The organism is Arthrobacter sp. UYCo732 (genome assembly GCF_040547265.1).
GTDB lineage: Bacteria > Actinomycetota > Actinomycetes > Actinomycetales > Micrococcaceae > Arthrobacter.
In genome coordinates, this window is record NZ_JBEPPJ010000017.1 from 20,445 (window position 1) to 45,801 (window position 25,357).

Below are 25,357 nucleotides of genomic sequence, written 5' to 3' on the forward strand. Positions count from 1 at the left end.
GTACTGTTTGGACAGCTTGTCACAGCATTACAAAACCTGTAATTCCGCGTGCCGTTCCCAGCTTCTTCAGACCGGCAATGTGCCCGGCCGTTCCTCGTGAAAGGTTTAGTCGCTCGTGAAATTAACTGGAAAGAGCCCCATCCCAGGCGGGGGACTCCGGAGAGCGACGGCGTTGGCCGTAGGCTTGCCGCTGCTCCTCACCTCCATGGCGATGAGCCCCGCTACCGCGGCGCCCGCCGGGCAGGCCACGACAATAGCCGCTCAGAATACTGCGGCGACAGACTACAAGGATGGCCGCTACATCGTGGTCCTCGCAGCCAAGGCCGCGGCCGCCTACGAGGGGGAGACGCCCGGCTTGGCGGCCACCAAGCCGCAGAACGGTAGGAAGCTGGACGAGGACAGTGCCAATTACAAGGCCTACGACGCCCATCTCCGAAAATCCCAAAAGGACCTGGCCGCCGAACAGGGCGTCACACCAGCGAAACAGTTCACTGCCGCCCTCAACGGGTTCACTGCGGAACTCTCTGCGGTCCAGGCGGCGGAACTGTCCAAGGACGCCAGGGTGCTGGCGGTCGCCCCCGACGTCGAGAACGCCCCAGACTACACCACCGGCGATTTCCTCGAGCTCACCGGGGAGGACGGCGCCTGGGAGACCCGCTTCGGCGGTGAAGAGAACGCCGGCAAGGGTGTTGTGGTGGGCGTTATCGACTCCGGGTATGCCCCTGACAATCCCTTCCTCCACGGCGAACCGGTCCAACCGCTCAGCGGCGCAGCCCAGGTGGGCGAGCCGTACCGCACGGCCGAAGGGCGGATCGCCATGCTCAAGGCCGACGGCACAACATTCGAAGGTGAATGCCAAAAGGGAGTGGGCACCGGCGCGGCGTTCGATGGATCCCTGTGCAACTCCAAAGTTGTTAGTGCCCGTTACTTCGCGGATTCCTTCCTGCAATTTGTGAAGCCGGAAAACCGTGCGCCCAAGGAGCAGATTTCCCCCGTGGATGTTGGCAGCCACGGAACTCACACCGCCACCACGGCCGCAGGCAACGCGAACGTTGAGCAGGTGCTCGACGGCGTGAGCTTCGGCAAGGGCTCTGGCGTGGCACCCGCCGCGAAGGTGTCCGTCTACAAGATCTGCTGGGAAGACGACAGCCCTGCTACTGGCGGCTGCTACTCCTCTGCCTCCGTGGAAGCGATTGACGCGGCGGTCAAGGACGGCGTCGATGTCCTGAACTATTCCATCTCAGGCAACACGGACAGCACAACCGATCCGGTGGCGCTTGCCTTCCTCAATGCCGCCGCGGCCGGCGTGTTCGTAGCCGCCTCTGCCGGCAACTCCGGCCCCGGCGCCTCCACCGTCAACCATGCATCGCCGTGGCTGACCACCGTGGCAGCCTCCACCTTCCCCAGCGATCTGCTCGGAACGGTCAAGGTCTCCGATGGAAGCCTGTACCGCGGAGCCTCCATCATGAAAACGGAAGTCACGGACAAGCCAGCGGTTGTTGCCGCTGCTGCAGCGGCCGCCGGAGCCGCCAACGCCAACCTGTGCGGGCCGGGCACCCTCGATCCGGCCAAGGTGGCAGGCAAGGTTGTGGTGTGTGACCGAGGCGTGGTGGACCGCACTGCCAAGAGCCTTGAGGTGCAGACCAAGGGCGGTGTGGGCATGATCCTGATCAACCTCAGCAACAGTTCCGAAGACACTGACAACCACGTCCTGCCCACCGTCCACGTGAACGCCCCCAACAGCTTGGAACTGAAGTCCAAGCTGGCCGGCAACACCGCGCTGACCGTTAGCCTCGTCAAAGGTGACCTCACCGGCGAACCGCTGCCGCCAGCCCCGCAGGTGGCCGGGTTCTCGTCCCGCGGCCCCACCCTCGCCTCCGGCGGTGACCTCCTCAAGCCGGACATTTCCGCCCCCGGCGTCAACGTCCTTGCCGGCGTTTCCACCATCGGAAACCACGGTGCACAGTTCGGGTTCATGTCCGGAACGTCCATGGCAGCACCTCACATCGCCGGTTTCGGTGCACTGGTGCTCAGCAAGCAGCCACACTGGAGCCCGGCGGCGGTCAAGTCAGCCATGATGACCACCGCGTACCCACTGGTCAACGCCGACGGCACGCCCAACCGGAATCCGTTCGACGGCGGTGCCGGCCACATCGATTCCCTTCGGGTGCTTGATCCGGGCCTCGTTTACGACTCGGGCATCACGGACTGGTTGGCCTTCCTGAACGGGCAGGGAGTGGTTACTGGTGCGCCGCAGGCCGGTTCCCTCGCGGCCCAGGACCTGAACCTGCCCTCAATTGCGCTCGGGAGCCTGGTGGGCGAAGTGACAGTCAAGCGGCAACTGACGGCCCTGGTGCCCGGCATGTACCGTCCGGAAGTGGACCTGCCCGGGTTTGACGTGGAGGTGGAGCCGCAGGTGCTCAACTTCGCCAAGGCAGGCAAAACCCGCGACGTGACCATCACCATCAGGAACGCCACTGCGCCCGTCGGCAAGTTCACCACCGGCACTCTGACGTGGGAAGGCCCACGGACCGTCAGCTCACCGATGGCTGTCCGGCCAGTGGATGCGAAGATCGCACCATCCTTCTCCTTCAGTTCAGCCACCGGGACAGGCAGCGGAACCATGGACTTCGTGTCCGGTACCGATGCTCCCCTCACCGTGGCCGTGGAGGGCCTGGCTCCGCTGAGCCAGACCGCCATTTCCAAGACGCCGGGCGTTTACGCGGCCACCAATGACGCGCACAACGCGCTGGTGAGCGTGACCGTTCCTGCCGGCGCCACCTCAGCCCGCCTCGGCGTGCAGGCGGAAACGAACGACGTCGACTGGGACATGGTGGTGTACGCACCGAACGGTGCGGGCGGACTCGTGCCCACGCAAGTGGCGACGGCGGCGGCCAGTGAGTTCCTGGACCTCGAGTCGCCGCGGGCGGGCACATACTACATCGTGGCCAACCTGTATTCCACGCCGAACAAGGGTGCCGCCAATGCATCCGTTCAGGCTGCCTCGTTCTCCGGGGACGCCGGGAACCTGACGGTCACGCCGAACCCGATCGTGGCGCCGAACGGCACAGCCACCGCCGCGACCCTGGACTGGACGGGCCTCGCAGATGGCTCCTACCTGTCGCGTCTCAGCCTGGGGGCGAACGGAGTCAGGACGATGGTCAACGTGAAGGTGGGTGCGGGTACCCCGGCAGCCCCGGCCGGCGCACCGGCCATGGCCACAGTTGTTGGGATCCCTGCCAGCTGATGCCAGGCGTCAAGGAGCAAAGCAACACCAAGTAGCGACTAGCTACGGCGTCCCGGTCAGCATTGCTGGCCGGGACGCTTCAGGTCCGGGACGTCCCGGTTCCGCCGGGTGTTCCGCCCAGCAACGCGGTCACGGAATTCCAGCGGGCAATCTCGCACCCGTCAGTCCGCCGGAAGACCGCCTTGACCGGGCGGCCATGAAAGGTCCCGGTGACGACGGCAACCTGCGGTCCGCCGTATTGTTGCGTGCAGAGTTTGGGCGGCCCCGGCTTCGGAAAGAAGATGTCCTCCCCGAACCGCTCCACCGCCTCCAGCGCGGCGGCGGGCGCGGGCAGGGTGGATGCTGCCCGGACGCCGCCGTTTTCGGCCACGAGCCGGAACACGTACTCGCCGGCCGCAGGCTCCTCCCGGAGCCTGATGGTCAGGTCCACCCGGTGGGTGGCATCCGGACGGGCGGACGTGCCGGTCACGGTGCGGCCGCCACGGTGAGAGGGGCCAGCGCCCGGGCCACGCGCCCGCGGAGTACAGCGGCCTCCGCTGCGAACGCCCGCTGGTGCTCCACGTAGGCCCCTTTGCCCTCGGGTGTTTCGATTGGGATGGGTGGGTAGCCCCACTCTGCAAGGTCGTAAGGCGAGGCCTGCATGTCCATGGTGCGGATCCGCCAGGACAGTTCGAAGCAGTCCATGACCAGTTCGCTGGGCAGTGCCGGCAGCAGTTTGTACGCCCACTTGTAGAGGTCCATGTTGGCGTGCAGGCACCCCGGCTGTTCGAGTTCCCGCTGGTTTTCTCGGCTCGGGGTCAGCTCATTGAGTGCGATGGCGTCCGGCGTGTAGAAGCGGAAGGCGTCGAAGTGGGAGCACCGTATGCGGTTGTCCTCCACAACCTTGTCCGTGCCGGCGGAGCCCAGCCTCAGCTGCAGGTATTCGTGGCGCAGGTCGAAATTGTCCTGGCGGTAGACCATGGCCCACTCGTGCAGCCCGAAGCAGCCGAACTGGGCCGGCCTTGCCGCGGTTCCGCGGAGGACGATTTCTGCAAATCCCACTGCCTCCTGCCGGTCGGCCAGAAAGGCGCTGCGGTGAAAGGTGACCGCCACAGTCCCTGACGGCAGCCCCGCGGCGGCGAGTTCGCCGTCGTCGAGCATTCTGTAATGCTTCCACCCGCTCCGGGCGGCTGCCTTTGGGCCGGTGAGTACGACGCCGGCGCCCGGGTGCCAGCGCAGGAGTTGACCAGGTTTTTGGGTGTAGTAGGTGAAAAGGAAGTCCTCCACCGGGTGCTTGCGGCCCGCCGAGCGGCGGGCCAGGTACGGATCAGCGTAACGGCGGACGCGTTGCTGGTGCGCGGCTTCGCGGGCACTCCAGGCATCGGCCGTCAGCAGGCTAAGCTGCTCCACCGCTGGCACCCAGGACGTCTTGGGCCGCAGTCCAGGCGCCGATCTCGCAACCGTTGGTCCGTGCGAAAACTGCATCCACAGGAGTATCGTCCACAATCCCGGTCACGGTGGCGGTCTGCGGTCCGCCATACTGCTCGGTACAAACCCGGTCTGCATTCTTCGGGGAGGGGCTGAGGAGGGCTGCGCTGTTCTTGAGGGCCGCGCAGGCAGCATCAGCGTTGGGGTGCTTGCTCTCTGCGGTGGGGACACCGCCGCGGCAGACCAGGGTGTAGTTCACCGCGGATTCAGTGGACCCTGGCTTCACCATGATGGAAAGTTCGGCGTTGCCGGCACCAGGTCCGGGCGAGGGAGCAGGAGGGGTAGACGGGGCCGGCGCGGGTACGGTGGTCTCGGTGTCCGGAGCGGGGGACCCGGAAGCGCCCTGGCTGGCCGTGGAACTGGCCGTGGGGCTGGTCGATGACGGCGGGGTATTGTCCGGTGGTGGCGTGCACGCGGCAAGCCCGGCCACAACGAACACGGCCAGCAATGGCCGTACTGTTCGCAAACGCATGGACCCTCCTAGGTTGCTGCCATTTTACGCTCTGACGGAGTCCACGTGGGCGTCCTCGGTGGCGGCGATGAGGGCAATCATGGATCGGTGCAGTTCGCCCACCTCGTCGCGGGTCAGCCCGAGCCGCTGCATCATGGTGCCCGGGACAGCGAGTGCCTGCTGGCGCAGTGCGGCGCCGGCGGAGGTCAGCCCTACCGCAAGGGCGCGTTCGTTTCCGTCTACGCGTTGACGCGTAATGAATCCCGCTTCTTCGAGGCGCCGCAGGAGCGGTGAGACGGTCGCCGGCGCCTGGGCCAGGGCGTCACTGATGTTGCGCAGGGTCCGGGGGGCCGACTCCCAGAGGCACAGCATCACGAGATACTGCGGGTGGGTCAGTCCCAGCTTGTCCAGGACCGGTTTATAGGCCCCCACAACGCTTCTGGATGCCACGGTGAGCGCAAAACAGAGCTGCTGCTCCAGCAGGAGGTCATCATCCCTCTGCACGGCGCCGGCCATTGCCGTCATCACGATCCTCCAATGGTTAGTGCACTAATTATTAGCATACACTGGAACGAGTAAATTCTATCGAAGGGTTCACTTGTCATGGGCAAAGGCAATTCAGCGGACAAGGGCAACGCGTCGCAGCGGTTCATGCGCGCTACGGGCAAGCTCAGGGCTATTTTTGGTCCGGCAAACCGCAGTTCGCTGGTGCATGACATGACCGAGGAGAACAGGTCCCTGCTGGCCCAGCGCGAGCGGGAGACTCAGCAATGGGAAACCCTCCACCGCCCGGACGGCAGCACCTATGTGGTGCCCAGGAACCCGGACGACCAGTCACTGCGCTGAGCCGCTCAAGCCCGCCCGTCAGGTTTCGCGCCCGCGGGGCCTTTTTTGGACTCCGGGCGTAAAATAAGGGCACTGGCCTCACAAGGGGTCAGCGGCTCTTTCGCCCGCAACGCCGGAAGGGGGTGGAAACAATGGGACACGCGCTCACAGGCTTTATGAACGTGACCGACAGGCTCCGATTTGTCTTCGGGCCGGCAACGCGTCTGGACTCGGATACGCCAGTAATCCACAAGCATGACGAATACGAGCAGGCCTCCGACGAGGATCTTTCCCACTTTGAAGTGGAAACAGATACCGCCGGACATCACTACGCGGTTCGACGCGCAAGTACAGACAAGCCTGGCTGAGTTGCCCGCTGCGGACCCCTGCCGGCGCTGCGGTTACGGCAGGGATGCCAAGTGCCGTCGAAATGGCCTTGGGCCATTTCGTGGCACCTTCCCCCAAAAAAGAAATGGTGGCCGGCAGGACCGGCCCCCAGAATATCCTCGGGATTCGGCAGGAACCTTAGCGGCCGGTGCCTCCGTAGACAGTGGCCTCGTCTTCGCTGTCCAGGTCGAAGGCCTTGTGGATGGCGCGGACGGCGTCGTCGAGCAGGTCTGCGTGGGTTATCACAGAGATCCGGATCTCCGAGGTGGAGATCATGTTGATGTTGATCCCTGCATCGGAAAGTGCCTTGAAGAACGTCGCGGAGACGCCGGGGTGGGACCGCATGCCGGCTCCGATGAGCGACAGTTTGCCGATCTTTTCGTTGTATTCGATGTTTTCGAAGCCGATATTCGGCTGGGCAGCCTTAAGTGCCGCCAGCGCCTCAGCTCCTTCGACGATGGGCAGCGTGAAGGAAATGTCCGTCTTGCCGGTGCCGTGGGTGGAAACGTTCTGCACGATCATGTCGATGTTTGAGTGGGCGTCGGCGATGACCTGGAAGATCGCGGCCGCCTTGCCGGGGATGTCCGGCACACCCACCACGGTGACCTTCGCTTCGGAACGGTCATGTGCAACGCCGGAGATGATTGGCTGCTCCAAGGCAACTCCCTCTTGAGTGGTGATCTTGTCTTCGGCGCTGGGGATGACCCAGGTGCCTTCGTTCTGGCTGAATGAGGACCGGACATGCAGGGGCACGCCGAACCGGCGCGCGTACTCGACGCAGCGCAGGTGGAGGATCTTTGCGCCGGACGCAGCGAGTTCGAGCATTTCTTCGCTGGAGATTGTGTCGATCTTCTGGGCGGCGGGAACCACGCGGGGGTCCGCGGTGTAGATGCCGTCAACGTCGGTGTAGATTTCGCAGACGTCCGCTTCCAAAGCGGCCGCGAGGGCGACTGCAGTGGTGTCGGAGCCGCCGCGGCCGAGGGTGGTGATCTCGTGGGTGGTACGGCTCATGCCCTGGAAACCGGCAACGATGGCGATGTGTCCCTTGTCCAGGGACGTGCGGATGCGGTGCGGATCGACGTCAATGATGCGGGCCTTGCCGTGGATGCCGTCCGTGATCATGCCGGCCTGGGAACCGGTGAAGGACTGGGCGGAGGCGCCCAGCTTGTTGATGGCCATGGCCAGCAGGGCCATGGAGATCCGTTCGCCGGCGGAGAGGAGCATGTCCATCTCGCGGGCAGGAGCGGAGTCGGTGACTTGACCGGCGAGGTCCAGCAGTTCGTCAGTGGTGTCACCCATGGCGGACACCACCACCACAACTTCGTTTCCGGCCCGCTGTGCGTCGACTACGCGCTTGGCGACGCGCTTGACGCCGTCTGCATCTGAAACGGAGGAGCCGCCGAACTTCTGCACGATCAGCTGTTTGGTTACGGCAGCGCCTTCGGTCAGCGCCAAAGGCTGCGTTGCTGCGTGCACTTCGGAAGTGGGCGTACTCATGCGCATACCTTCACTGGATCACTCGGAGTTCTGGGGGTCAGGCACGGCCACTGCGGCTGGACGGCGTGACGTGTCAGCCCAGTTTATCGCCGCTGGCATGCTGGCGTGGAATTGTGACCGAATCTAAGCCTTGCGGCGGATACTGCGCCCGTGGGCGCGGCGTACGCTCGGATGGTCGGAATGCATGCAACGGCTTGGGGGACAGGTGCTCGGGGAATGACAGAAAATCAGCACGAAATGGACGTTCCGGCCCAACCGGAAAGCCCTGGTAATGGCGGCATCACCGCCACCGCGGTGAGCCGCAGCTTCGGGCAGGTGCACGCCGTCGAGCACATGGATTTGCACGCTCCGGCCGGAAAAGTCACCGCACTGATCGGGCCCAACGGCGCCGGCAAAACCACACTGCTGCTGATGCTGGCCTCATTGCTGGCGCCGGATTCCGGCACCGTCACCGTGGAAGGGCTTGATCCGCAGCACCACCGTGCCGAAGTCCGCAGGCGGATCGGCTGGATGCCGGACACCTTGGGCGTCTGGGAATCCCTCACGGCCCGCGAGATCCTCACGCAGATGGCACGTTTCTACCAACTGCCCAAGGCCGGAATCTCCCGGCGCGTTTCCAACATGCTGGACCGCGTGCGCCTGAGCGACCTCGCCGACCAGCCTGCCCGGGTACTTTCTCGGGGCCAGCAGCAGCGGCTCAGCCTGGCCCGCGCCCTGATCCACGACCCCTCCGTCCTGCTCCTGGACGAACCGGCGTCCGGACTGGACCCGGGATCGAGGGTGGAGTTGCGCGTCCTGCTGCGGCAGTTGGCAGCGGAGGGGAAGTCCATTGTGGTCTCGTCCCACGTGCTCAGCGAGCTGGACGAAATCGCCGACGCCGCCGTGTTCGTCAACCGTGGACGGACCATCCGGCAGCAGACCACCGAAGAGGCTGCCGCCGCCGGCCGGCGCTACGCCATCTCGGCCACGGACGGCGCTGCGCTCGCCGCCAAGCTGACCGAACTGGGCCTTAAGTACCGGGTGGAGGACGGCCGCCGGCCCGCCGTTAGCCTGATGTTGATGAACGACGACGACGCCGCCCGCCTGCTGCGCGACCTCGTGCTCGCCGGCGTCGCGGTCAGGTCCTTTGCCCCCGCCTCGGGTGCCCTGGAAGAGACCTACATGAACCTTGAGGGGGAGCGGCGATGAGCCAGTTGACAGACACGACCCAGCGTCCGCCCGCAGCAGGCCGGGGCGCCGGCTACGTTGGCGGTATCCGGGACGTGGTGGTCCTGGAACTCAAGCAGCGGCTGCGCTCCCGCGGCTGGTACATCATGCTTGCCATCTGGTTCATCCTGACCGGCCTGGTGACTTGGCTGACCTGGGCCGGCTGGGACGCCCAGCGTGCAGCGCGGGGGACCTACGCCGACATCCCCGGGCCCGGGTCAATGATCTTCGAAGTGGTACTCGCCTTTGTCCTCCTTTTCGCGTTGCTGGTGGCTCCGGCACTATCCGCCAATGCCGTAAACGGCGACCGGGCGGCAGGCACCCTGGCCATCCTGCAGGTGACCCTGCTTCGGCCCGGACAAATTCTGTGGGGCAAATTCTTTGCCGCGTGGGCCGCTGCCCTGGCTTTCCTGGTTGCCAGTACACCGTTTTTGGTGATCGGAGTGGCGCCCGGGGGGATGACGCCCGGGCACGTTGTGGTGGCCCTGCTGATGCTGGCCGTTGAGGTTGGCGTGGTCTGTGCCGTCGGCGTCGGGATCTCCGCGCTCGCGGGGCGCCCGCTGTTCTCCATTGTGGTCACTTACCTTGCGGTGGCCGGGCTGGTGTTCGGCTCGCTGATTGCCTTCGGGCTGGGCACCGGGCTCTCGCAGGGCACCGTCATGGCCAACCAGGCCCAGTACCGCGGGTACTCACCCTACGAACCGCTGGAGGAGCAGCCCGCGCCGACGGAACCGAATTACACGTGCTCGGGACCCTTGCGCGCACAGCCGGCCGTGCACACCGAGCGCGTGGCGTGGATGCTGGCCATGAACCCCTACGTGGTGGTGGCCGATGCCATTCCCTACCCTGTGCGGACGGCCAACTCATTCGGAATGTCATCCTCGGTGGGGGCCATTGAATCAGTGAGCCAGGGTGCCCGTTACGCCATGGCCGGTCCCGAAGGCACTTATCCGTGCGCCAACGGCGAAGCCAAGCCGCAGTACATTGCACAGTCCACCCCCTTGTGGCCGCTGGGCCTCGGTCTGCAGCTGCTGCTTGCCGGGCTGCTGATGTGGCTGGGATGGCGTTCGCTGCGCACGCCGGCCCACAGGCTGGCGAGGGGAACCCGCATCGCCTGAGCCTGTCCATCAGGGTGGAGGCGTTACCGTGGCTGACGAGAAGAATCCGGCCGCCGATCGCCTATTATTCGAGCCCATCGGCGACAAAGAGCCCAGGTACGGGGACTAGGAAGACGCCGGGGAGAGTCAGCGGTGGCCGGGCAGCGGCCAGACCCGTTTCCTCCTGCGAAGTGGACGGGCAACCATGGTTTTGGCTGTCCGTTCCCCGGAGGTTCTGGTGGGGAAGTGCCGCAGTCATTGCGCTGTGTTGGGGCCCGATCCAGTGCGAGGGGCTTGGCCTTCGCGGCAGTGGCTGGCGTTTTCCTGATACTGCTTTCATTTTGGTCCGGGTCCTATGAGCCGGTGTTAGTGACCATCAATATCGAACGGGATGAACTGGGCGAGGTGACCTCCTACCGGTGTTCCCCGGAGTTCCGAGGCATCGCCGAGGTCTATCACACTGAGCGGATCTTTTGGCTGGCAACCAGCAATCCCCTGATGATCCTGGCATTGCTCGCGGGTGAGGATGAACTACGGGGGAACGCCTTGGACTGGCTGCCGGGGGAGTTGCCGAACGCTGCGGAAGGCACCCAGGAGCCTTGTGTGGAGGGCGAGTGCGCGGACCAGACCGGGGCCGGGGCACCGCTGGCATTGGTTGGCGCGGCCACCCAGTTCGCAGCTGCGGGCGCGTTGCTCGGCGCTGGCCACCGTGCCGCCCGGCGACGGCTCGGCACTGCCGCCAAATGAACATGACTGTTCAGGACAGTCCCGCTCGGTCTTTTGAAGCCCACGTCAGCCACGTTCAGCTTAGGTGAGCTCAGCTCAGATAAGGGCGTTGCGGCGGCCCTCAAAAGCGCGCCCCAAAGTGACCTCGTCGGCGTACTCCAGGTCGCCGCCTACAGGCAGGCCAGAAGCCAGCCTGGTGACGGCGATGCCGATCGTCTTCAGCATCCGGGCAAGGTACGTGGCCGTCGCCTCCCCTTCGAGGTTGGGGTCGGTGGCGATGATAACTTCCTGGATGGCGCCGTCGTTAAGCCGGGTCAGGAGTTCGCGGATCCGCAGCTGTTCGGGCCCCACGCCGGCGATGGGATTGATGGCTCCGCCGAGGACGTGGTACCGGCCGCGGAACGAACGCGTGCGCTCCACCGCCAGGACGTCCTTGGATTCCTCCACCACGCAAATAACAGACGGGTCGCGCCGCGGATCCCGGCAGATGTTGCAGAGTTCCTGCTCCGTAACGTTGCCGCACACCGTGCAGAATTTAACGCGCTCCTTCACCGTGGTGATGGCTTCCACCAGGCGTTTCATGTCCTGCGGGTCGGCTTCGAGGATATGGAAGGCCAGCCGTTGGGCGGACTTGGGACCTACACCGGGAAGGCGTCCGAGCTCGTCGATCAGCTCTTGGACTGCACCTTCGTACACGTTTTCCTCTTTTGCTTTGGCTTGGATGATGCTTGGCGTGGCAAGCGCAGGTCCGGCCCGCGCCTAGAAACGGGGAACCAGCGGGGTTCCGTCCGGGGAACGCTCCTCGATCAGCTTCCCGCCCAGAATACGCTCGACGGCGGCGCGTCCAAAGATGCCCGATTCCTCGATGGTTTCGTCGTCGGCGCTGGGGATGTCCTGGACGTAGGTGGCGGCGGCCGCGCGGGCCGGTGCCTTGGCACGTCCGGCCTCGGCTTCGGGGCTGTTGGACAGCCGCTGGTAGAGGCTCTGCCGGGCTTCGGCCGCCGACGGGGACGTTGCCGGAGCAGGCTGCAGGGGTGCAGTCGGGGCCGCCGACGCCATGGCGTACTCACGGATCTCGGCGCGCTCCGGGACACCAGTTTCCCGTGGAGGTTCCGCCTGAGGCTGGCTGGTCTGGGCTCCGGCGGCGGGCGCAGAGGGTTCAGCGGGAACGGGTGCCAGGGCCACCTCGGGCACGGGGCCGTGAGCGGTTTGGATCCCTACTACGTGGACGCCGGCCGCTGGCACATCGACGGTATGAAGCTGGGCCGCTGGGACGCCGGACGCGAGGCCGGACGCTGCCGGCGGCAGGCCCCAGCTGGCATCAGCCTCGGACTGGCTGCTGGCTGACGGCTGGGGGATCTGGGCGGTGGCCGGCTCGTAGCTTGGTGCCGGAGCAGAGGCGACAGCTTCGTCCGGAGTGGACGTCGCCGGGCTTTTCCCCAGGTTGGGTTCTGTGCCAACTACCCAGACGCCGGGCGCCTGCTCAACGGCCAGTCCCCACGGGTCGTGTGACGTGGCGGCCTGTGACGGGGCCGCCGTAGCAGCGGGGGTGGCGCGTGAGGCGCCGGCGGCCCCAGGCCGTGAAGCATTCCGTGCCGGCCGTTTACCGGCGGGCGCTGGAGCCGGCGCCGGTGCCGACGTCGGGCGTTGGGGTTGGGCCGGAGCGGACGGATCCCAATCCATGGGCGGCTCCTCCTCCAGCGGAGGAGCGTCTTCGTCCCGCGGGGGACCCCAGGTGTCGTCGGAGTAGGCGTATGAGCCGGCCTCCGGCTGGTCGGGGCGCGGCTGATCCTGCTGTGCCGGCTTCGACTCACGGGGAGACGCATGCGCTGCGGGCTCGACGGCGGAGGCGAGCGGCGCGGCCGGTTCAACAGCCGTCGTCGTCATACTCGTTGGGGTTGGGGTTGGGGTTGGGGTTGGGGCGGCCGCCGGAGCATAGGAAACTTCCGAGACCGGCGTGGCTGTCGGGGCAGGCGAAACTACCGGGACCGGGGCGATAGCAGCTGCCCGGCTGGGCTCAGGCGTGGAGGCGGGGGCCTCGACGGCTGGCGTGGAAACGGTGCCCGCAGGGGCCAGTCCCCATGCGACGTCGGCTGAGCTGGCCGGGGTTTCCCGGCTAGCGGATGCTTTTGGGTTTGGCTCAGAGCTCGCTGAGCTGTTGGCCTCACCGGCAACGGCGGTGACCTGGCAGTCGATGCCCACTGTCTTGTGGATCGCCTGCCGAAGGTTCTCCGAGTGATCAGCCCGGCCGAACGCGCCCGCCAGGCCGGTGGTGGTGAAAGCCAGTGTCAGGACCTGGCCGTCAAAGGCGCCGACCTGGGCGTTCGGCTCTACCAGCGCCCACGTGCTGCGCTTAATTTTGGACAGCGTCTGCAGGACCTCCGGCCAGGCGCGGCGGAGGACTTCGACGTCACCGGTCGCGGCAGGGGCGGCCGGGGTCGCAACGCCGGTGGCAGGCGCAGCGTCTGGTGCGTGGGCGCCGGTAGCCGGCGCACCTGTAGCTGGCGCGGGCGTGGCAGGCGTCGCGTCTGGTGCTTGGGCGCTCGTAGCCGGAGGTCCGTCCCGACCGGGCTGTTCAGGCCGCGGTGATGTGGCCCCGGCTGTCCGGATTCCTGCCGGCTCGTCCACTGGCCAGTCGTTGGTGCTGACCCGGGGCGGAGTCAGCGGAATCCTGGCGTCTTCGGGATCAGCAACCGGCTCCCGGGCAGAATCCGGACCGGCAACAGTTGCCGACGCGGAAGACTGCGCTGCTGCTGCGGCTGCCGGTGCTTGAACTGGAACTACGGAAACATGCGCTGCCTGAACTGTCCCTGGTTGAACAGGCACGGCTTGAACAGGCGCAGCCTGAACGTAGGGTGCTTTCGCGGGCGCTGAGGACTCTGGTGCCGCGGCGGCCGCAGTGGGTGCTGCCGGAAATGGTGCACCCGCCGAAACTGGTGCTGCCGCGCCGACGTTGTTCCCGGCGTAGTTAAGGCGCCGCTCCACACGGTCAATCCGGGCAGCGATGCCGCGCTCTGTCTGTTCGGAACTCGGGAGCAGGATGCGGGCGCAGAGGAGCTCAAGGTGGAGCCGGGGCGAGGTGGCGCCGGTCATCTCGGTCAGCGCCGTGTTGGTGACGTCCGCGGCGCGGGAGAGCTCAGCGGCGCCGAGGTTGTGTGCCTGGTTCTGGAGCCGTGCGATTTGGTCCGCCGGCATGCCGCGCAGGATCACCTGGGCGCTCTCGGGCATGGCCTGGACGATGATGAGGTCGCGGAAGCGTTCCAGCAGGTCTTCGACGAAACGGCGGGGATCGTGGCCAGTCTGAATGACGCGGTCCACCGCGCGGAAGACGGTAGCGGCGTCGGAGGCGGCAACGGCCTCCACTACGTCGTCGAGCAGCGACGCGTGGGTGTAGCCGAGCAGGGCAACGGCCAGTTCGTAGTCAAGGCCGTTTGCGCCGGCGCCGGCCATCAGCTGGTCCAGCACGGACAGGGAATCACGGACGGACCCGCCGCCTGCCCGGACAACCAGGGACAGCACGCCCGGGGCCACCGGCACGTTTTCCCGGTTGCACAGCAGTTCGAGGTACGCCATCAGCGGCTCCGGCGGTACCAGCCGGAAGGGGTAATGGTGGGTGCGGGAACGGATGGTGCCGATGACTTTGTCCGGCTCCGTGGTGGCGAAGATGAACTTGATGTGCTCCGGCGGCTCTTCGACGATCTTCAGGAGGGCGTTGAAACCTGCCGGCGTGACCATGTGGGCCTCATCGATGATGAAGATCTTGTAGCGGTCACGTACTGGGGCATAGGTTGCGCGTTCACGAAGGTCGCGCGCGTCGTCCACACCACCGTGGCTGGCGGCGTCGATCTCGATGACGTCAAGGGAGCCTGAGCCGCCGCGGGCCAGTTCGATACAGCTGGGGCAGGTTCCGCAGGGCGTGTCCGTGGGGCCTTGCGAACAGTTCAGGCAGCGGGCCAAAATGCGGGCGGAAGTAGTTTTTCCGCAGCCGCGCGGGCCGGAAAACAGGTAGGCGTGGTTCACCCGGTTTTTGCGCAGGGCCGTCATCAGGGGCTCGGTGACATGTTCCTGCCCGATAACGTCAGCGAAGGAGTCCGGACGGTATCTGCGGTACAGGGCGGTCGTAACAGTCACAGAGGAAACCCTACCAATCCGGGCCGACTTTCTGCCGCCCTGTGGGGGAATAGTAAAGACCCCCCATGCACCCGCCAGAGCCCGTTTACCCTTGCTACCTTCCGGTCCTGGGGGAGTTCAACAGGATGACGCCACATGAGGGGCCGCAGACAACTTTACCCGAACTTTTGTTGTGGCTCGAACCGGCGCCGGTCCGCCCGGGTTTGCTTCACCGGCGCCAGCCGTCCACCGGCCAGGTCATAAATGCGGGTTCCTCGTAGGGGTGGGCGGCGCGCAAAGCCAGCACAACGCCGTCGAGCATCTCTTCCTCCACAACACACTCGACCCGCATTTCAGCCACCTGTTCGCCCGCCCCCACGGCTCCGATGAAAGGCTCGGCGCCAGGCAGGGGAGTGAACCGGCCCGTCCCTGGAGCCGCAAAGGAGCAATGCGAGTAGTTTCCGATCCTGCCCGCACCGGCGTCGCCGATTGCCGCGAGTAGCGCCTCAGAGTGGGTCATCGGGACATAAACCACCATCGCGTGCAGCTGGGTCATGGCTTCATCCTGCCAAGGGGCGGGCATTATTGGGAGCACTTTTCATTGCTTATCCGGCGGCCAAGGCCGATCATGGGTATGTACACCGATTGGGGCAATCTCAAGGTTGTGAGCTGCAGGGCCTGGCTGGAGGGCCGGACCCGGCAGCTCAACGGTGTACCGACGGAATGGGCGCATTGGGGGCGTCCATTTTGGCGTTAACTGGCCAGCAATGGGCCCGGCCGCTACATGTCCGGATGCCGCCGGCTGCGTCCAATTGGGCGATGCTGGAAAATTCAGGTAGTCTAGTGTCTGCTTTTGATTCAGAAGCAGCTGGAGAATTCGCCTAGCGGCCTATGGCGCACGCCTGGAACGCGTGTTGGGTTAACGCCCTCGGGGGTTCAAATCCCCCATTCTCCGCCAGCCAAAGCCCGGTTCTGACGTCGTCAGGACCGGGTTTTTGTTTTCGTCCGGCCGGGTCAGCCAATGCCGAGCCGTCGAAGCCGTGCCCGGGCGGCCTGCTCGCTGGGTCCGGGTCCGAGTCCCAGAGCAAGGTGCACGACGCCGAGAGCCACCTTGGTTGCCAGCCTTACCGGGAGAGGGAAGGGGCCCAGCCGGGGAGTTTTGAGCCCAAGCATCTGCCGGTAGCGTGGTTCCAAGCTGTTGACAGCACCGGCGAAGATGATCCGGTAGCCCGGCCGAAGCAATGGATGCAACGGCGGGTTCCGGATGAACCCGACGGTCTCAGCCACCCGGTGATCCGCCAGCAGTTCGCCGTTGCGGTAGTAACAGTCCAGCTGCAGCCTCATCCCGTCCTCGGTCAGCGGTGGATCTATCACCCCCATCAGCCGCCCGGCCTGGGCCCACTCGCGGACATACGCATCCGGACCGCCGGGGATCTTCCCGCCCCAGATTTTGTGCGATGTAAGGAAAGCATCAACGAACGCGATATGGACCCAGCGGGCCAGCTCCGGATCATTGGCCGCGTAATGCTGCACGGAGCCGTGCCTGTCGCCGTAGTTGCCTTGGACAGGCTCGTGCAGGCGGCGGACCCTGGCTGAGGCTAGGTCGGCGGCGGCTGTGGAACCATAGGTGACTGTGAAGATCCAGCGGATGGTCCGGGCCAGCCGGCTCAACGGATCTGCCCGGAAGTCTGAGTGCTCATGGACGCCCGCCAAGGCGGCGGGGTGCAGCGCCTGCATCAGCAGCGCCCGGATGCCGGCAACGATAGGGGTCATGGAACCATGCACCGCCCAGACGGCTGAACCCGGCAGGTGATAACCGGCGTCGTTGCCTTCTGCCAGCTGTGGAACCCACTCGGGCACAGCATCCACGCTGCCGGTAAAAGCCCGTTTCAGTTCGCCCTGCCATTCCCTGAGGAGATTGCGCATATCCCATTCTTGCGCATGGTGGGAGAACTGGGGATTGCCGCAGATCCACAAAGAGCGCGCAGTGTGCAGAAATGGGGTTCACATGGCCAAGGCTTTGTGGTCCCATGGGAACGTAAGTCCGTCCAGATTGGGGTCTGACGGGCCAACCCGGGAGTCAGCGAGTGGGAAATCATTGGGGTTCCGGCCGGGACGACGAGTCTTCAGGCCCTTATGTGGTCGCGGTGCGCGCGCTGGCCGCCAGTGCCTCTGTTGCCGTGGCGTTTTTCGCCCTCGGATTACCCGGCATCGAATTAGTCCAACCCGGCGCCATCGCACCGGCTGCCGGCATCGGCCAATTGAGCAACGCGGGCCGGGACCCCGCGATCATGACAGACAGCAGGGCCCTTGTCCCGTTCGGCCGCACCATAGTCCAGACCGTGGCCAAGGGTGGCAACGCTCCGCTGAATGTAGCTGCCGCACAACTCAGGCGGCCACCGGAGGGCTCGCTGATGGCGCCTCTGGAAGTACTTGTGCCGAGTTCCCCCTTTGGCTTCCGCATCAGTCCCCTCACTGGAACGGGCGGGGACTTCCACCTTGGCCAGGATTACGCCGCAGCGTGCGGCACCAGGGTCTATTCAGCCGACGCCGGCGTGGTCCGGGCCGCCGGCTGGCACCCTTGGGGTGGCGGGAATCGCGTGGAAATTGACCACGGGAACGGAATGATCACCACATACAACCACCTCGAGGCAATCGCCGTCCGGACGGGGGAATCGGTCCAGGTAGGCCAGGTCATCGCAAAGGTGGGCACCACCGGGTGGTCCACCGGCTGCCACCTGCATTTTGAAACCATCCTTAATGGCGAGCACACCAATCCGCTCCGCTGGACGCTGCTGCCCATGCGCCAGCTTGACGAGCTGCAGGACATTGCCATGGTCAGCTTTGCCGGCGGGGGCCCTGACGCCTCCGAATCACAACGCTGGGCCATCCCCGTCGGGGCGGACAAGAGCCACACTGTCCTGGGCGGCGAAAAAGAACTGCCCAAGGCGCCGAACGTGGACGCTGCCCTGCCCTCAACGGCGCCGCCGAAGACCGCTCCCGCCGGGGTGCCGCCGTCGAATCCCACAACAACAGCGGCAGCGACAACGTCCCAAACTGCCTCGCCGTCGCCAACAGCGACGCCCACAGCAGCAGAAACTGCCTCGTCGACTGCCGCGCCGTCGCCAACAGCGACGCCAACAGCATCAGAAACTGCCACGCCGACTGCCGCGCCGTCGCCAACACCGACGCCCACAGCATCACAAACTGCCACGCCGACTGCCGCGCCGTCGCCAACAGCATCAGAAACTGCCACGTCGACTGCCGCGCCGTCGCAAACACCGACGCCCACAGCATCACAAACTGCCACGCCGCCGCCAACACCGACGGCTACCTCAACCGGCACTCCGACTGAAACTTCGGCAGCGACAGAGACACAGACATCCACGCCGACGCACACCCCGCGCACACAGACACCCACAGGGTCTCCAACAAGGACGACGGCGGCAGCACCGCCGTCGCCCGCGCCCACCGCTCCAACCCCAGCGCCAGCCGAAACGTCAACAGCGTCACCCACCACCACGTCAGCGGAGCCCACGCGGACGCAGCGCTGACAGAGAATCCCCAGCATGCACCCGTACTCTTGATGGTTGGCAACGAATCTCCTGCATGACCAACCTTTCAAGGACTGCGCTCGTGACCTCTCTGTACCCCATCCCGCTCACACTCAATGACGGCACCGAGACCGACTTCGGCCGTTTCAAAGGAACCGTGGTGATGGTGGTGAATGTGGCGTCGCAATGCGGACTCACGCCGCAGTATGCCGGACTCGAAACGGTGTACGAGAAATTCCGGGACCGGGGCTTCGACATCCTTGGCGTGCCGTGCAACCAGTTCGCCGGCCAGGAACCAGGGAGCGACAGCGAGATTGCCGAGTTCTGCGAGCGGAACTTCGGTGTGTCCTTTCCCCTCACGGCCAAGGCCAACGTGCGGGGCAAGGACCAGCATCCGCTGTATGCCGAGCTGACCAAATTCAAGACTGGCGTACTGCCCGGCCTGGTGAAATGGAACTTCGAGAAGTTCCTTATAAACCGCCACGGCGAGGTGGTGGCACGCTTCGCTCCGACCGTCTCGCCGGACTCCGACGAGGTTCTGGACGCGATCGAACAAGCGTTGGCCGAATTTGATGGACCGGAAGGCGCATCACGCCATTCAGCAGCGTAAATTTCTGGTTTTTTCCAACTTGCCCGCGGTAATTTACGCAAAATTTGCCCAATATCTGGTTTGATAAAGGTTACTGAAGGGTAGAAGGGAAACGCCGTTTCCCCCCAACCACAGAGGCAGCAATGAAGCACATCGAGGCCGAACATCCCCGGCCACGCCACTTCCTTCTCCACCTGAGCGACCCCCACCTGATGGGTGGTCCGGATCCCCTCTACGGAGCTGTTGACAGCGAATCCAAACTTATCCAGCTTTTTGAAGAAGTCCGGGCTTCCGGTGCGCGGCCCGAGGCCGTGATCTTCACCGGCGACCTTGCTGACCAGGGTCACCCTGAGGCCTACGCAAAGCTGCGGGCCATCGTCGATCCTGCATGCGAAGATCTGGGCGCCAAAGTCATCTGGGCGATGGGAAACCACGACAACCGGGCCAACTTCCGGTCCGGCCTGCTGGACGAACCGGCCAGCGATGGACCGGTTGACCACAGCTACTTCATCAACGGACTGCGGGTCATCACCATGGACACCTCGGTGCCGGGATACCACCATGGCGAGCTGAGCGCTTCGCAGCTGGAGTGGCTGGCCCGCGAGCTGGAGACACCCGCACCGGATGGCACTGTCCTGGCCCTGCACCATCCACCGGTCCCCTCAGTCCTGGACCTCGCCGTCTTGGTGGAGTTGCGCGACCAGGCGAGCCTGGCCGCAGTGGTCCGGAACTCGGACGTCCGGACCATCCTCGCCGGGCACCTGCATTACTCCACGACTGCCACGTTCGCGGGCATCCCGGTGTCCGTGGCTTCGGCAACGTGCTACACGCAGGATCTCAACGTGGCTGTGGGTGGCACCCGCGGCCGCGACGGCGGCCAGGCGTTTAACCTGGTCCATGTCTACGAGCACACCATCGTCCACTCCGTGGTCCTGCTGGGCAGCTCGCCCACGGTGGGCGAGCACGTTACAGCGGACATGACAGCCCAGCGACTGGCCGCCGCCGGGATCAGCATCCCGGACAGGGCAAGGGAGCGTCAGAGTTCCCAGGGCGCCTTGATGGGGTAATACTTCTCCAGGAAGTCAGTCACCAGCTGGGCACGCTCATCCGCGTGGACTTCCGGAAAGCTGCCGTCGTTAAGACAGAAAAAGTCCACGTTTCGCTTGGCCAGCAGTTTGGGCAGGGAGTTCAGCCCGGCCCGCGCCGTGGTGTCCACGTAGCGCACCCTGGCCGCGGTCTGGGTGACTGCCCGGCCGGTGAGCAGGGCGTAGTAGTGGTAGAAGGAATTGGTAACAGAGATGTTGTCCGCGGCGCGGAACCTGCTGGCCGCTGTCTTGCGGAATTCGTCCGGGAACTCACTTTCCATCGTGGACACCACGCTGCGGCGCAGCGGGGCCGCGGTGTGCTCAAGATGCCTGGTGGTGATCCGGCCGAAACGGTTCCAGAGCAGCTTCCGGTTAACCCGTGCAGCGTTCTCGAAGCCGCTGCGCTCGGCGTCGTTATCGCCCAGCCCGATCCGGGTCTCGGCCTCGATGAACTTGGTGATGCCACCTGGTGTGAAGAACATGTCCGGCCCGACGGGCCGGCCGAAGAACATGTCGTCATTCGAATAGAGGAAGTGCTCGGAAAGTCCCTCGATGTTGTGGAGCTGGCATTCCACAGCCTGCGAGTTGTGCGTTGGCAGCACTGAGGGGTCGGAGAAGAACTCCTCACTGCGGACAATGGTCACCGTGGGGTGCTCGGCGAGCCACTCCGGGGCAGGGGAGTCCGTGGCGATGAAGATGCGGCGGATCCAAGGTGCAAACATGTAGACCGAGCGCAGGGCGTACTTAAGTTCGTTGATCTGACGGAAACGGGCCTCGTGGTCATCGCCTTCGCCGAGCACCACACCTTGCTGCTGGGCCCGGCGGGCCGCGATGTAGTCGGGCGAACTGCCGTCAACCCATGAGAACACCAGGTCAATGTCGAAGCTGATGTCGCTGGCGTGGTCCGCGAACATGTTCTCGATGGTGGGCCAGGTGTGCCCGTAACGTTCAACTGTCCCGCGTACCGCGTCCTGGGCCTGCATGGTGCGGCGGGTCAGCGAGTTTTCAATCGGGAGGATCAGCTGATCGCCTTCAAAGCTCCAGAGCTCAATCTGGACGCCAGCAGAGGATCCGAACTCGAAGCCGCCGTCGGGCTCAACCCGCGGCCGGTAGAGCCGGAAGATGCGGGCCTGCCGGTTGGGGGAGAGTTCCCCGTCGGCCACCAGCACGGAGGACTTCTTTTTCGCGTCAACCGTCATGGAATAGACAGGCTCGTTGCGGCAGGCCGCCACGAGTGCAGAGCGCAGCTTCTTCCGGTTCTTCCAGTCCAGGGCAATGACAGGGCGGTCGTTGTTGCCGCGGACCAGGAGATAGTCCAGGCCGGCTTCCGCCAGCACACCGCGCAGGAACAACATGTCCTCCACCATGGCCTGGAACGGGGTCCGGTTGTGGTTAATCAGGGCATACCTGCCCTTGTGCCGGACCACGTCCAACCGGTGCTTGAGCCGCGCCTCGGCGGCCGGAGATGTCACCTCCGCATGGGTGCGCGGTTCTACGGACGCCTGGCCGCCGTAGTAGATCTCGTCCTGGACCGGTGCTTCTGTAATGGTTGTCTCCGTCGCGGCTAAATGGTAAGCGTTCTTATCTGAATAATAGCGCGAGCAAAAAAACGGCAGCCGTTGCGGGCGGACTGAAGCCTGGCAGCGGCTCAGCTGGCCACGGCCTCCCGCCAGCTGCGCAGGAAAGCTCCGCCGGCGTCGTCGTGGATCACGTCAGCCTCGAGCCCCAGGTCCGCAGCGGTCAGCACGTCGTAGGCTTTGACCGGAACGCCGTCCGCCGGGCGGACGTCAACGTGCTTCACGGGATGATCGTTGTGGTGCAGCCAGTCCGCCATGGCATAGTCCGTGCGGGAGTCGCCCACGGTGCGCCACGACTGGGGCGTGATGCCCTCCGCGGCCAGCAACTCCACGGCGCGGCTTGCGCCGAGGTCTTTGCCCAGCCGCACCGACTCAATGTCGGTGGAAATGATGGTGGGGTCAACGCGGTAGTCCACCGCGTCGTCGGAATCCGGTGCATGGTGGTCCAGGCGGACCACACCCAGGCCGTGGCGGGCCATGAGGTCCATCGCATCCGAGTCGAAGAGCTTCTGTTCGGCGAGGTAATCGGCGGAGTGCACGTTGATGTGCTGCTCCACGGACACCATGGCGCGTTTGGTTTCGTCAAAAAACATGTGGGCGGAATAGTCCTCCGCCACCAGCCTGCGGACGTCATCGCCGTAGGCCTTGGGCACCGCCAGTTCGCGGTCAACGTGAATGGTGCCGGCCCCGGCGGCCGTGTAGCTGAACCAGACCGCGCCCTTTTCGCAGATGGCGTGGATGACGGTCCCGGCGGGCATGCCGGCGGCGATCATGGGCTCCATGACCTGCTCCCGGATGAACGCGTCCGAGCGGCCGGTATTGAAGATGACCGGAATCCCGGCGCTGGCCAGCGCCACCATATCGGCAATGATGCCGGGCCGCACCTTGCGGGTGGCCGGGCTTGCCACGGGACCGTCCACGTCGAGCAGGAGCGCCAAGGGCGGGGTGGACAGCAGGCGGCCGCCGGGCGTGGAGATGGCAGGGAATTCGGGTGCGGTCATGGCTCCATTGTGACAGCCGGCGGCCTGTGACAGATGGTCACCGTTTGGCTACAACCTTGGATTGCTGCGGGCTGGGTACTTCTTTTGGGCCGCCAAGGTGCCTAGTGTGGCATGGTGATCTTCAAAGCTGTGGGCGAGGGACGCCCTTATCCCGACCATGGTTACAACACGCCCAAACAGTGGGCGTCGCTGCCGCCGCGCCCCGTCCGCCTGGACGAGCTCGTGACCACCAAACGTACCCTCGACCTCGAGGCGCTCCTGGCCGAGGACTCCACGTTCTTCGGTGACCTTTTCCCCCACGTGGTGCAGTACCAGGGGACCATGTACCTTGAGGACGGGCTGCACCGGGCCGTCCGTACTGCGCTGCATCAGCGGACCGCCATCCACGCCCGCGTGCTGGTCATAGATGGTTGAAAAAGCCAGGGACCACCGCGTCCTGCACGGCCACCGCGTTGTCACCGGTCCCGAGTTGCGGGCCACCTTTGAAGCCGCCGGCGATCACGACGATCCCGTGCGCCTCCGCCGCCGGGTGGTACACGGCGTGGTGCTGGTCCTGCTGCTGGGGCTCATCGCCGGCGCCATCATCACGGCGCTCGCCATCATCAACGGGCATCTGAAGTTCCCGACGACGGCGGGCAGCGACGAGCCCCGGACCGTCTGTCCCGTGGCCACTTTTGATTACACCCCGAACGAACAGGTCAACCTCAACGTCTACAACTCCACGAGCCGGCCAGGGCTGGCGCGCTCGGTGGCTGACGAACTGCTGGGCCGGAAGTTTGTACTGGGTGCTGTGGCCAACACTGAGGCTGGCTATCGGGGCGTGGCTGCAGTGATTTCGGGTGCCGCCGGGCAGTCGGCTGCCTTCACTGTCCAGCGGAACGTGCCGGACTCGGACTACTTCCAGGATGGCCGGACGGACGCCAGTGTGGACGTCATCCTTGCCGGCGACTACAAAGAGCTGGCCGCGGCGGACCGGGTGGACCAGACCCCCGGGACGCTCAGCTGCCCGCGGGAAAGCCGCCGGATCGCCGATGACGCCAAGTGGCCTGTCATTCCCACCGCCCCCACGCCTTAGCTGACGCGCAGGGGTGCGCCGCCGTCGTCGAACCTTGCGCCGGCGCCCAGTTGGATGAACCGCACGGTCCGGGCGACGCGGGCTTCAAGTGCCGCGGGCTCATTAGTGCCGCGGGCTGCGCTGGAGGACAGCGTGCCGTGGATCAGTTGAGCCTGCTGGCCAATGTCCGCCTGCGGCAGGTAGCCCAGCGCCATGCCGTCGCGGAGAATGCCCTGCAGCAGGACGCTCAGCTCATCCACGTGGTCTGCCAGTTTGGCAAAGGACGACGGCGACAGCACCGCGGCCATGGCGGGTCCGGGCGGCAAATGGCGGCGGCTGAGGTCCTCCACCTGGGTGCGCACGTACAAGGCCAGCCGGTCCACAGGGTTCTCAAGGCTGTTGAGGGACTCCCGCAGTTCGGCGAGGAACCGTTCGGTCTCGTCCAGGGCGTAGGAGATCAGCAGCTCTTCGATGTCGGCGTAGTAGTTGTAGACCGCCGTACGTCCCACCCCGGCATGCCGCGCGACGTCCGTCATGGTCAGCCCGGGCAGGCCGTGGGTGAAGAGGAGCTCTCCGAACGCTGTCAGGACACGGCGCTGGGTCTCGGCGCGTTGCGCGGCATTGGTGGCCGCCGAAATCCTGGGCATGCAGACACCTTACCGCGATGTGTCAGCAAACCCGGTCGAGTTTTTGTCCAGATAATCGCGCCAAAGACGCCTCTGGCGTGCACTATCTGGACGAAAACTCACGGCGGGGGGCTATACCGCGCAGCCGTCCGGGCCGCAGGCTTCGCCGTCGCCGTCGGCGGCGTTGACGAGCACCAGCGGAGTGGTTTCCTGCCAGGCTTGGTTGAGGGCTGCGGTGAACGTTTCCGCTGGCTGGGCGCCGGAAAGGCCGAACTTGCGGTCGATCACGAAGAACGGGACGCCGTTGATGCCCAGAGCGCGGGCTTCCTCGAAGTCGAAGCGGACGTCGTCGGCGAACTTGTCTGTGGTGAACAGCTCGGCCACTTCGTCGGCGTTGATGCCCAGATCGTGACCCAGGGCTGTGAGGTAATCCTGGCTGCCGATGTCCTTGCCGTGCTCGAAGTGGTCGCTCAGCAGGCGCTCCTTCGCAGCGTCCTGCTGCCCGTGCTGGGCGGCGAGGTGGATCAGGCGGTGGGCAGTGAAACTGTTGGCCACCACCACCTGGTCGAAGAGGTAGTTGAGCCCCTCACCCTTGGCTTGCGTAGTGACGTGCTTGAACATCTGCGAGACCTGCTCCTGGGCCATGCCCTTGATCCTGCTCAGGTACTCAAGTTCGGTGCCGTCGTAGTGCTCCGGAAGGCTGGGATCCAACTGGTAACTGCGCCATGTCACGTCCACCGAATCGCGGTGGGGGAACTCCGCCAGGGCGGCTTCGAACCGGCGTTTACCGATGTAGCACCAGGGACACGCGACGTCTGACCAGATCTCAATCTTCATGCTTGGCACAACCTGTGCCAA

Annotated in this window: 24 protein-coding genes, 1 tRNA gene and 1 other RNA gene; 12 read left to right on the forward strand and 14 right to left on the reverse strand. The window is 65.3% G+C overall.

The features are described from left to right. The first annotated feature begins 139 nt into the window (after positions 1 to 139). Positions 140 to 3,247, forward strand: a complete 3,108-nt coding sequence (locus tag ABIB45_RS17445; protein WP_502914543.1) for a S8 family serine peptidase — start codon at positions 140 to 142, stop codon at positions 3,245 to 3,247. Positions 3,248 to 3,326: 79 nt separating this feature from the next. On the opposite strand, the gene ABIB45_RS17450 is transcribed toward ABIB45_RS17445, so the two are convergent. Genes ABIB45_RS17450 through ABIB45_RS17465 form a run of 4 tightly spaced genes read right to left on the reverse strand, consistent with a single transcriptional unit; the run spans position 3,327 to position 5,690 of the window. Further along, on the reverse strand, positions 3,327 to 3,716 hold the full coding sequence (locus ABIB45_RS17450) for a serine protease inhibitor (protein ID WP_354217107.1): 390 nt from the start codon (positions 3,714 to 3,716) through the stop codon (positions 3,327 to 3,329). After that, positions 3,713 to 4,645 carry a 3-methyladenine DNA glycosylase gene (locus ABIB45_RS17455; RefSeq protein ID WP_354217108.1) on the reverse strand — a complete coding sequence of 311 codons (933 nt, stop codon included), beginning with the start codon at positions 4,643 to 4,645 and terminating at the stop codon, positions 3,713 to 3,715. The genes ABIB45_RS17450 and ABIB45_RS17455 overlap by 4 nt, the downstream gene beginning before the upstream one ends. Then, a complete protein-coding gene (locus ABIB45_RS17460; protein ID WP_354217109.1) occupies positions 4,623 to 5,186 on the reverse strand; it encodes an SSI family serine proteinase inhibitor in 564 nt (187 codons plus the stop codon). The genes ABIB45_RS17455 and ABIB45_RS17460 overlap by 23 nt, the downstream gene beginning before the upstream one ends. 24 nt (positions 5,187 to 5,210) lie before the next feature. Next, positions 5,211 to 5,690, reverse strand: coding sequence for a MarR family winged helix-turn-helix transcriptional regulator (locus tag ABIB45_RS17465; RefSeq protein WP_354217110.1), 480 nt, complete (start codon positions 5,688 to 5,690; stop codon positions 5,211 to 5,213). Positions 5,691 to 5,768: 78 nt separating this feature from the next. Between ABIB45_RS17465 and ABIB45_RS17470 the strand changes: the two genes are divergently transcribed. Together ABIB45_RS17470 and ABIB45_RS17475 are read left to right on the forward strand one after the other, a co-directional pair. After that, positions 5,769 to 6,011, forward strand: a complete 243-nt coding sequence (locus ABIB45_RS17470) for a hypothetical protein (protein ID WP_354217111.1) — start codon at positions 5,769 to 5,771, stop codon at positions 6,009 to 6,011. 131 nt (positions 6,012 to 6,142) lie between these two features. Then, positions 6,143 to 6,358, forward strand: a complete 216-nt coding sequence (locus tag ABIB45_RS17475; protein WP_354217112.1) for a hypothetical protein — start codon at positions 6,143 to 6,145, stop codon at positions 6,356 to 6,358. A gap of 157 nt (positions 6,359 to 6,515) precedes the next feature. Here the strand turns inward: ABIB45_RS17475 and ABIB45_RS17480 are convergent, their stop codons facing one another. After that, positions 6,516 to 7,874 carry an aspartate kinase gene (locus ABIB45_RS17480; protein WP_354217113.1) on the reverse strand — a complete coding sequence of 453 codons (1,359 nt, stop codon included), beginning with the start codon at positions 7,872 to 7,874 and terminating at the stop codon, positions 6,516 to 6,518. Between the two features lie 216 nt (positions 7,875 to 8,090). On the opposite strand from ABIB45_RS17480, the gene ABIB45_RS17485 reads away from it, so the two are divergent. From ABIB45_RS17485 to ABIB45_RS17495, 3 genes are all read left to right on the forward strand, one after another. After that, complete coding sequence (locus tag ABIB45_RS17485; RefSeq protein WP_354217115.1) at positions 8,091 to 9,062, forward strand: ABC transporter ATP-binding protein; 972 nt, start codon at positions 8,091 to 8,093, stop codon at positions 9,060 to 9,062. After that, positions 9,059 to 10,198 carry an ABC transporter permease gene (locus ABIB45_RS17490; RefSeq protein ID WP_354217116.1) on the forward strand — a complete coding sequence of 380 codons (1,140 nt, stop codon included), beginning with the start codon at positions 9,059 to 9,061 and terminating at the stop codon, positions 10,196 to 10,198. Before ABIB45_RS17485 ends, ABIB45_RS17490 begins: the two co-directional genes overlap by 4 nt. Before the next feature lie 348 nt (positions 10,199 to 10,546). Beyond that, entirely contained in the window at positions 10,547 to 10,924 is a 378-nt protein-coding gene (locus ABIB45_RS17495) for a hypothetical protein (protein ID WP_354217117.1), read from the forward strand. A gap of 75 nt (positions 10,925 to 10,999) precedes the next feature. Here the strand turns inward: ABIB45_RS17495 and recR are convergent, their stop codons facing one another. The 4 genes from recR to ABIB45_RS17515 form a co-directional block, all read right to left on the reverse strand. Then, positions 11,000 to 11,599 (reverse strand): recombination mediator RecR, encoded by a 600-nt coding sequence (recR, locus tag ABIB45_RS17500; protein ID WP_354217118.1) that lies wholly within the window; start codon positions 11,597 to 11,599, stop codon positions 11,000 to 11,002. Positions 11,600 to 11,662: 63 nt separating this feature from the next. After that, positions 11,663 to 15,034 (reverse strand): DNA polymerase III subunit gamma and tau, encoded by a 3,372-nt coding sequence (locus ABIB45_RS17505; protein WP_354217119.1) that lies wholly within the window; start codon positions 15,032 to 15,034, stop codon positions 11,663 to 11,665. A gap of 51 nt (positions 15,035 to 15,085) precedes the next feature. After that, an RNA gene (gene ffs / locus ABIB45_RS17510) (signal recognition particle sRNA small type) lies at positions 15,086 to 15,182 on the reverse strand. A 60-nt stretch (positions 15,183 to 15,242) separates the two neighbouring features. Continuing rightward, positions 15,243 to 15,569, reverse strand: a complete 327-nt coding sequence (locus ABIB45_RS17515; protein ID WP_354217120.1) for a YqfO family protein — start codon at positions 15,567 to 15,569, stop codon at positions 15,243 to 15,245. A 314-nt stretch (positions 15,570 to 15,883) separates the two neighbouring features. Between ABIB45_RS17515 and ABIB45_RS17520 the strand changes: the two genes are divergently transcribed. Further along, positions 15,884 to 15,971 (forward strand) — tRNA-Ser (locus ABIB45_RS17520). A gap of 56 nt (positions 15,972 to 16,027) precedes the next feature. Here ABIB45_RS17520 and ABIB45_RS17525 read toward each other — a convergent pair. Then, on the reverse strand, positions 16,028 to 16,939 hold the full coding sequence (locus tag ABIB45_RS17525) for an oxygenase MpaB family protein (protein WP_354217121.1): 912 nt from the start codon (positions 16,937 to 16,939) through the stop codon (positions 16,028 to 16,030). 161 nt (positions 16,940 to 17,100) lie between these two features. Here ABIB45_RS17525 and ABIB45_RS17530 point away from each other — a divergent pair, with 161 nt between their 5' ends. From ABIB45_RS17530 to ABIB45_RS17540, 3 genes are all read left to right on the forward strand, one after another. Next, positions 17,101 to 18,567 (forward strand): peptidoglycan DD-metalloendopeptidase family protein, encoded by a 1,467-nt coding sequence (locus ABIB45_RS17530; RefSeq protein WP_354217122.1) that lies wholly within the window; start codon positions 17,101 to 17,103, stop codon positions 18,565 to 18,567. Between the two features lie 82 nt (positions 18,568 to 18,649). Then, a complete protein-coding gene (locus ABIB45_RS17535; protein WP_354217123.1) occupies positions 18,650 to 19,177 on the forward strand; it encodes a glutathione peroxidase in 528 nt (175 codons plus the stop codon). Between the two features lie 122 nt (positions 19,178 to 19,299). Beyond that, complete coding sequence (locus tag ABIB45_RS17540) at positions 19,300 to 20,223, forward strand: phosphodiesterase (protein WP_354217124.1); 924 nt, start codon at positions 19,300 to 19,302, stop codon at positions 20,221 to 20,223. Here the strand turns inward: ABIB45_RS17540 and ABIB45_RS17545 are convergent. Further along, a complete protein-coding gene (locus tag ABIB45_RS17545) occupies positions 20,193 to 21,608 on the reverse strand; it encodes a stealth family protein (protein WP_502909196.1) in 1,416 nt (471 codons plus the stop codon). The genes ABIB45_RS17540 and ABIB45_RS17545 overlap by 31 nt on opposite strands. A 281-nt stretch (positions 21,609 to 21,889) precedes the next feature. After that, positions 21,890 to 22,819 carry a Cof-type HAD-IIB family hydrolase gene (locus tag ABIB45_RS17550; protein WP_354217126.1) on the reverse strand — a complete coding sequence of 310 codons (930 nt, stop codon included), beginning with the start codon at positions 22,817 to 22,819 and terminating at the stop codon, positions 21,890 to 21,892. Positions 22,820 to 22,933: 114 nt separating this feature from the next. Between ABIB45_RS17550 and ABIB45_RS17555 the strand changes: the two genes are divergently transcribed. Continuing rightward, positions 22,934 to 23,233 (forward strand): type II toxin-antitoxin system VapB family antitoxin, encoded by a 300-nt coding sequence (locus ABIB45_RS17555; RefSeq protein ID WP_354217171.1) that lies wholly within the window; start codon positions 22,934 to 22,936, stop codon positions 23,231 to 23,233. After that, positions 23,226 to 23,894: a LytR C-terminal domain-containing protein gene (locus ABIB45_RS17560; RefSeq protein ID WP_354217128.1), complete on the forward strand. Its 669-nt coding sequence runs from the start codon at positions 23,226 to 23,228 to the stop codon at positions 23,892 to 23,894. Before ABIB45_RS17555 ends, ABIB45_RS17560 begins: the two co-directional genes overlap by 8 nt. On the opposite strand, the gene ABIB45_RS17565 is transcribed toward ABIB45_RS17560, so the two are convergent. Together ABIB45_RS17565 and ABIB45_RS17570 are read right to left on the reverse strand one after the other, a co-directional pair. Beyond that, positions 23,891 to 24,520 carry a TetR/AcrR family transcriptional regulator gene (locus ABIB45_RS17565; RefSeq protein WP_354217129.1) on the reverse strand — a complete coding sequence of 210 codons (630 nt, stop codon included), beginning with the start codon at positions 24,518 to 24,520 and terminating at the stop codon, positions 23,891 to 23,893. The genes ABIB45_RS17560 and ABIB45_RS17565 overlap by 4 nt on opposite strands. A gap of 111 nt (positions 24,521 to 24,631) precedes the next feature. Further along, entirely contained in the window at positions 24,632 to 25,336 is a 705-nt protein-coding gene (locus ABIB45_RS17570) for a DsbA family oxidoreductase (protein ID WP_354217130.1), read from the reverse strand. Between the last annotated feature and the right edge of the window lie 21 nt (positions 25,337 to 25,357).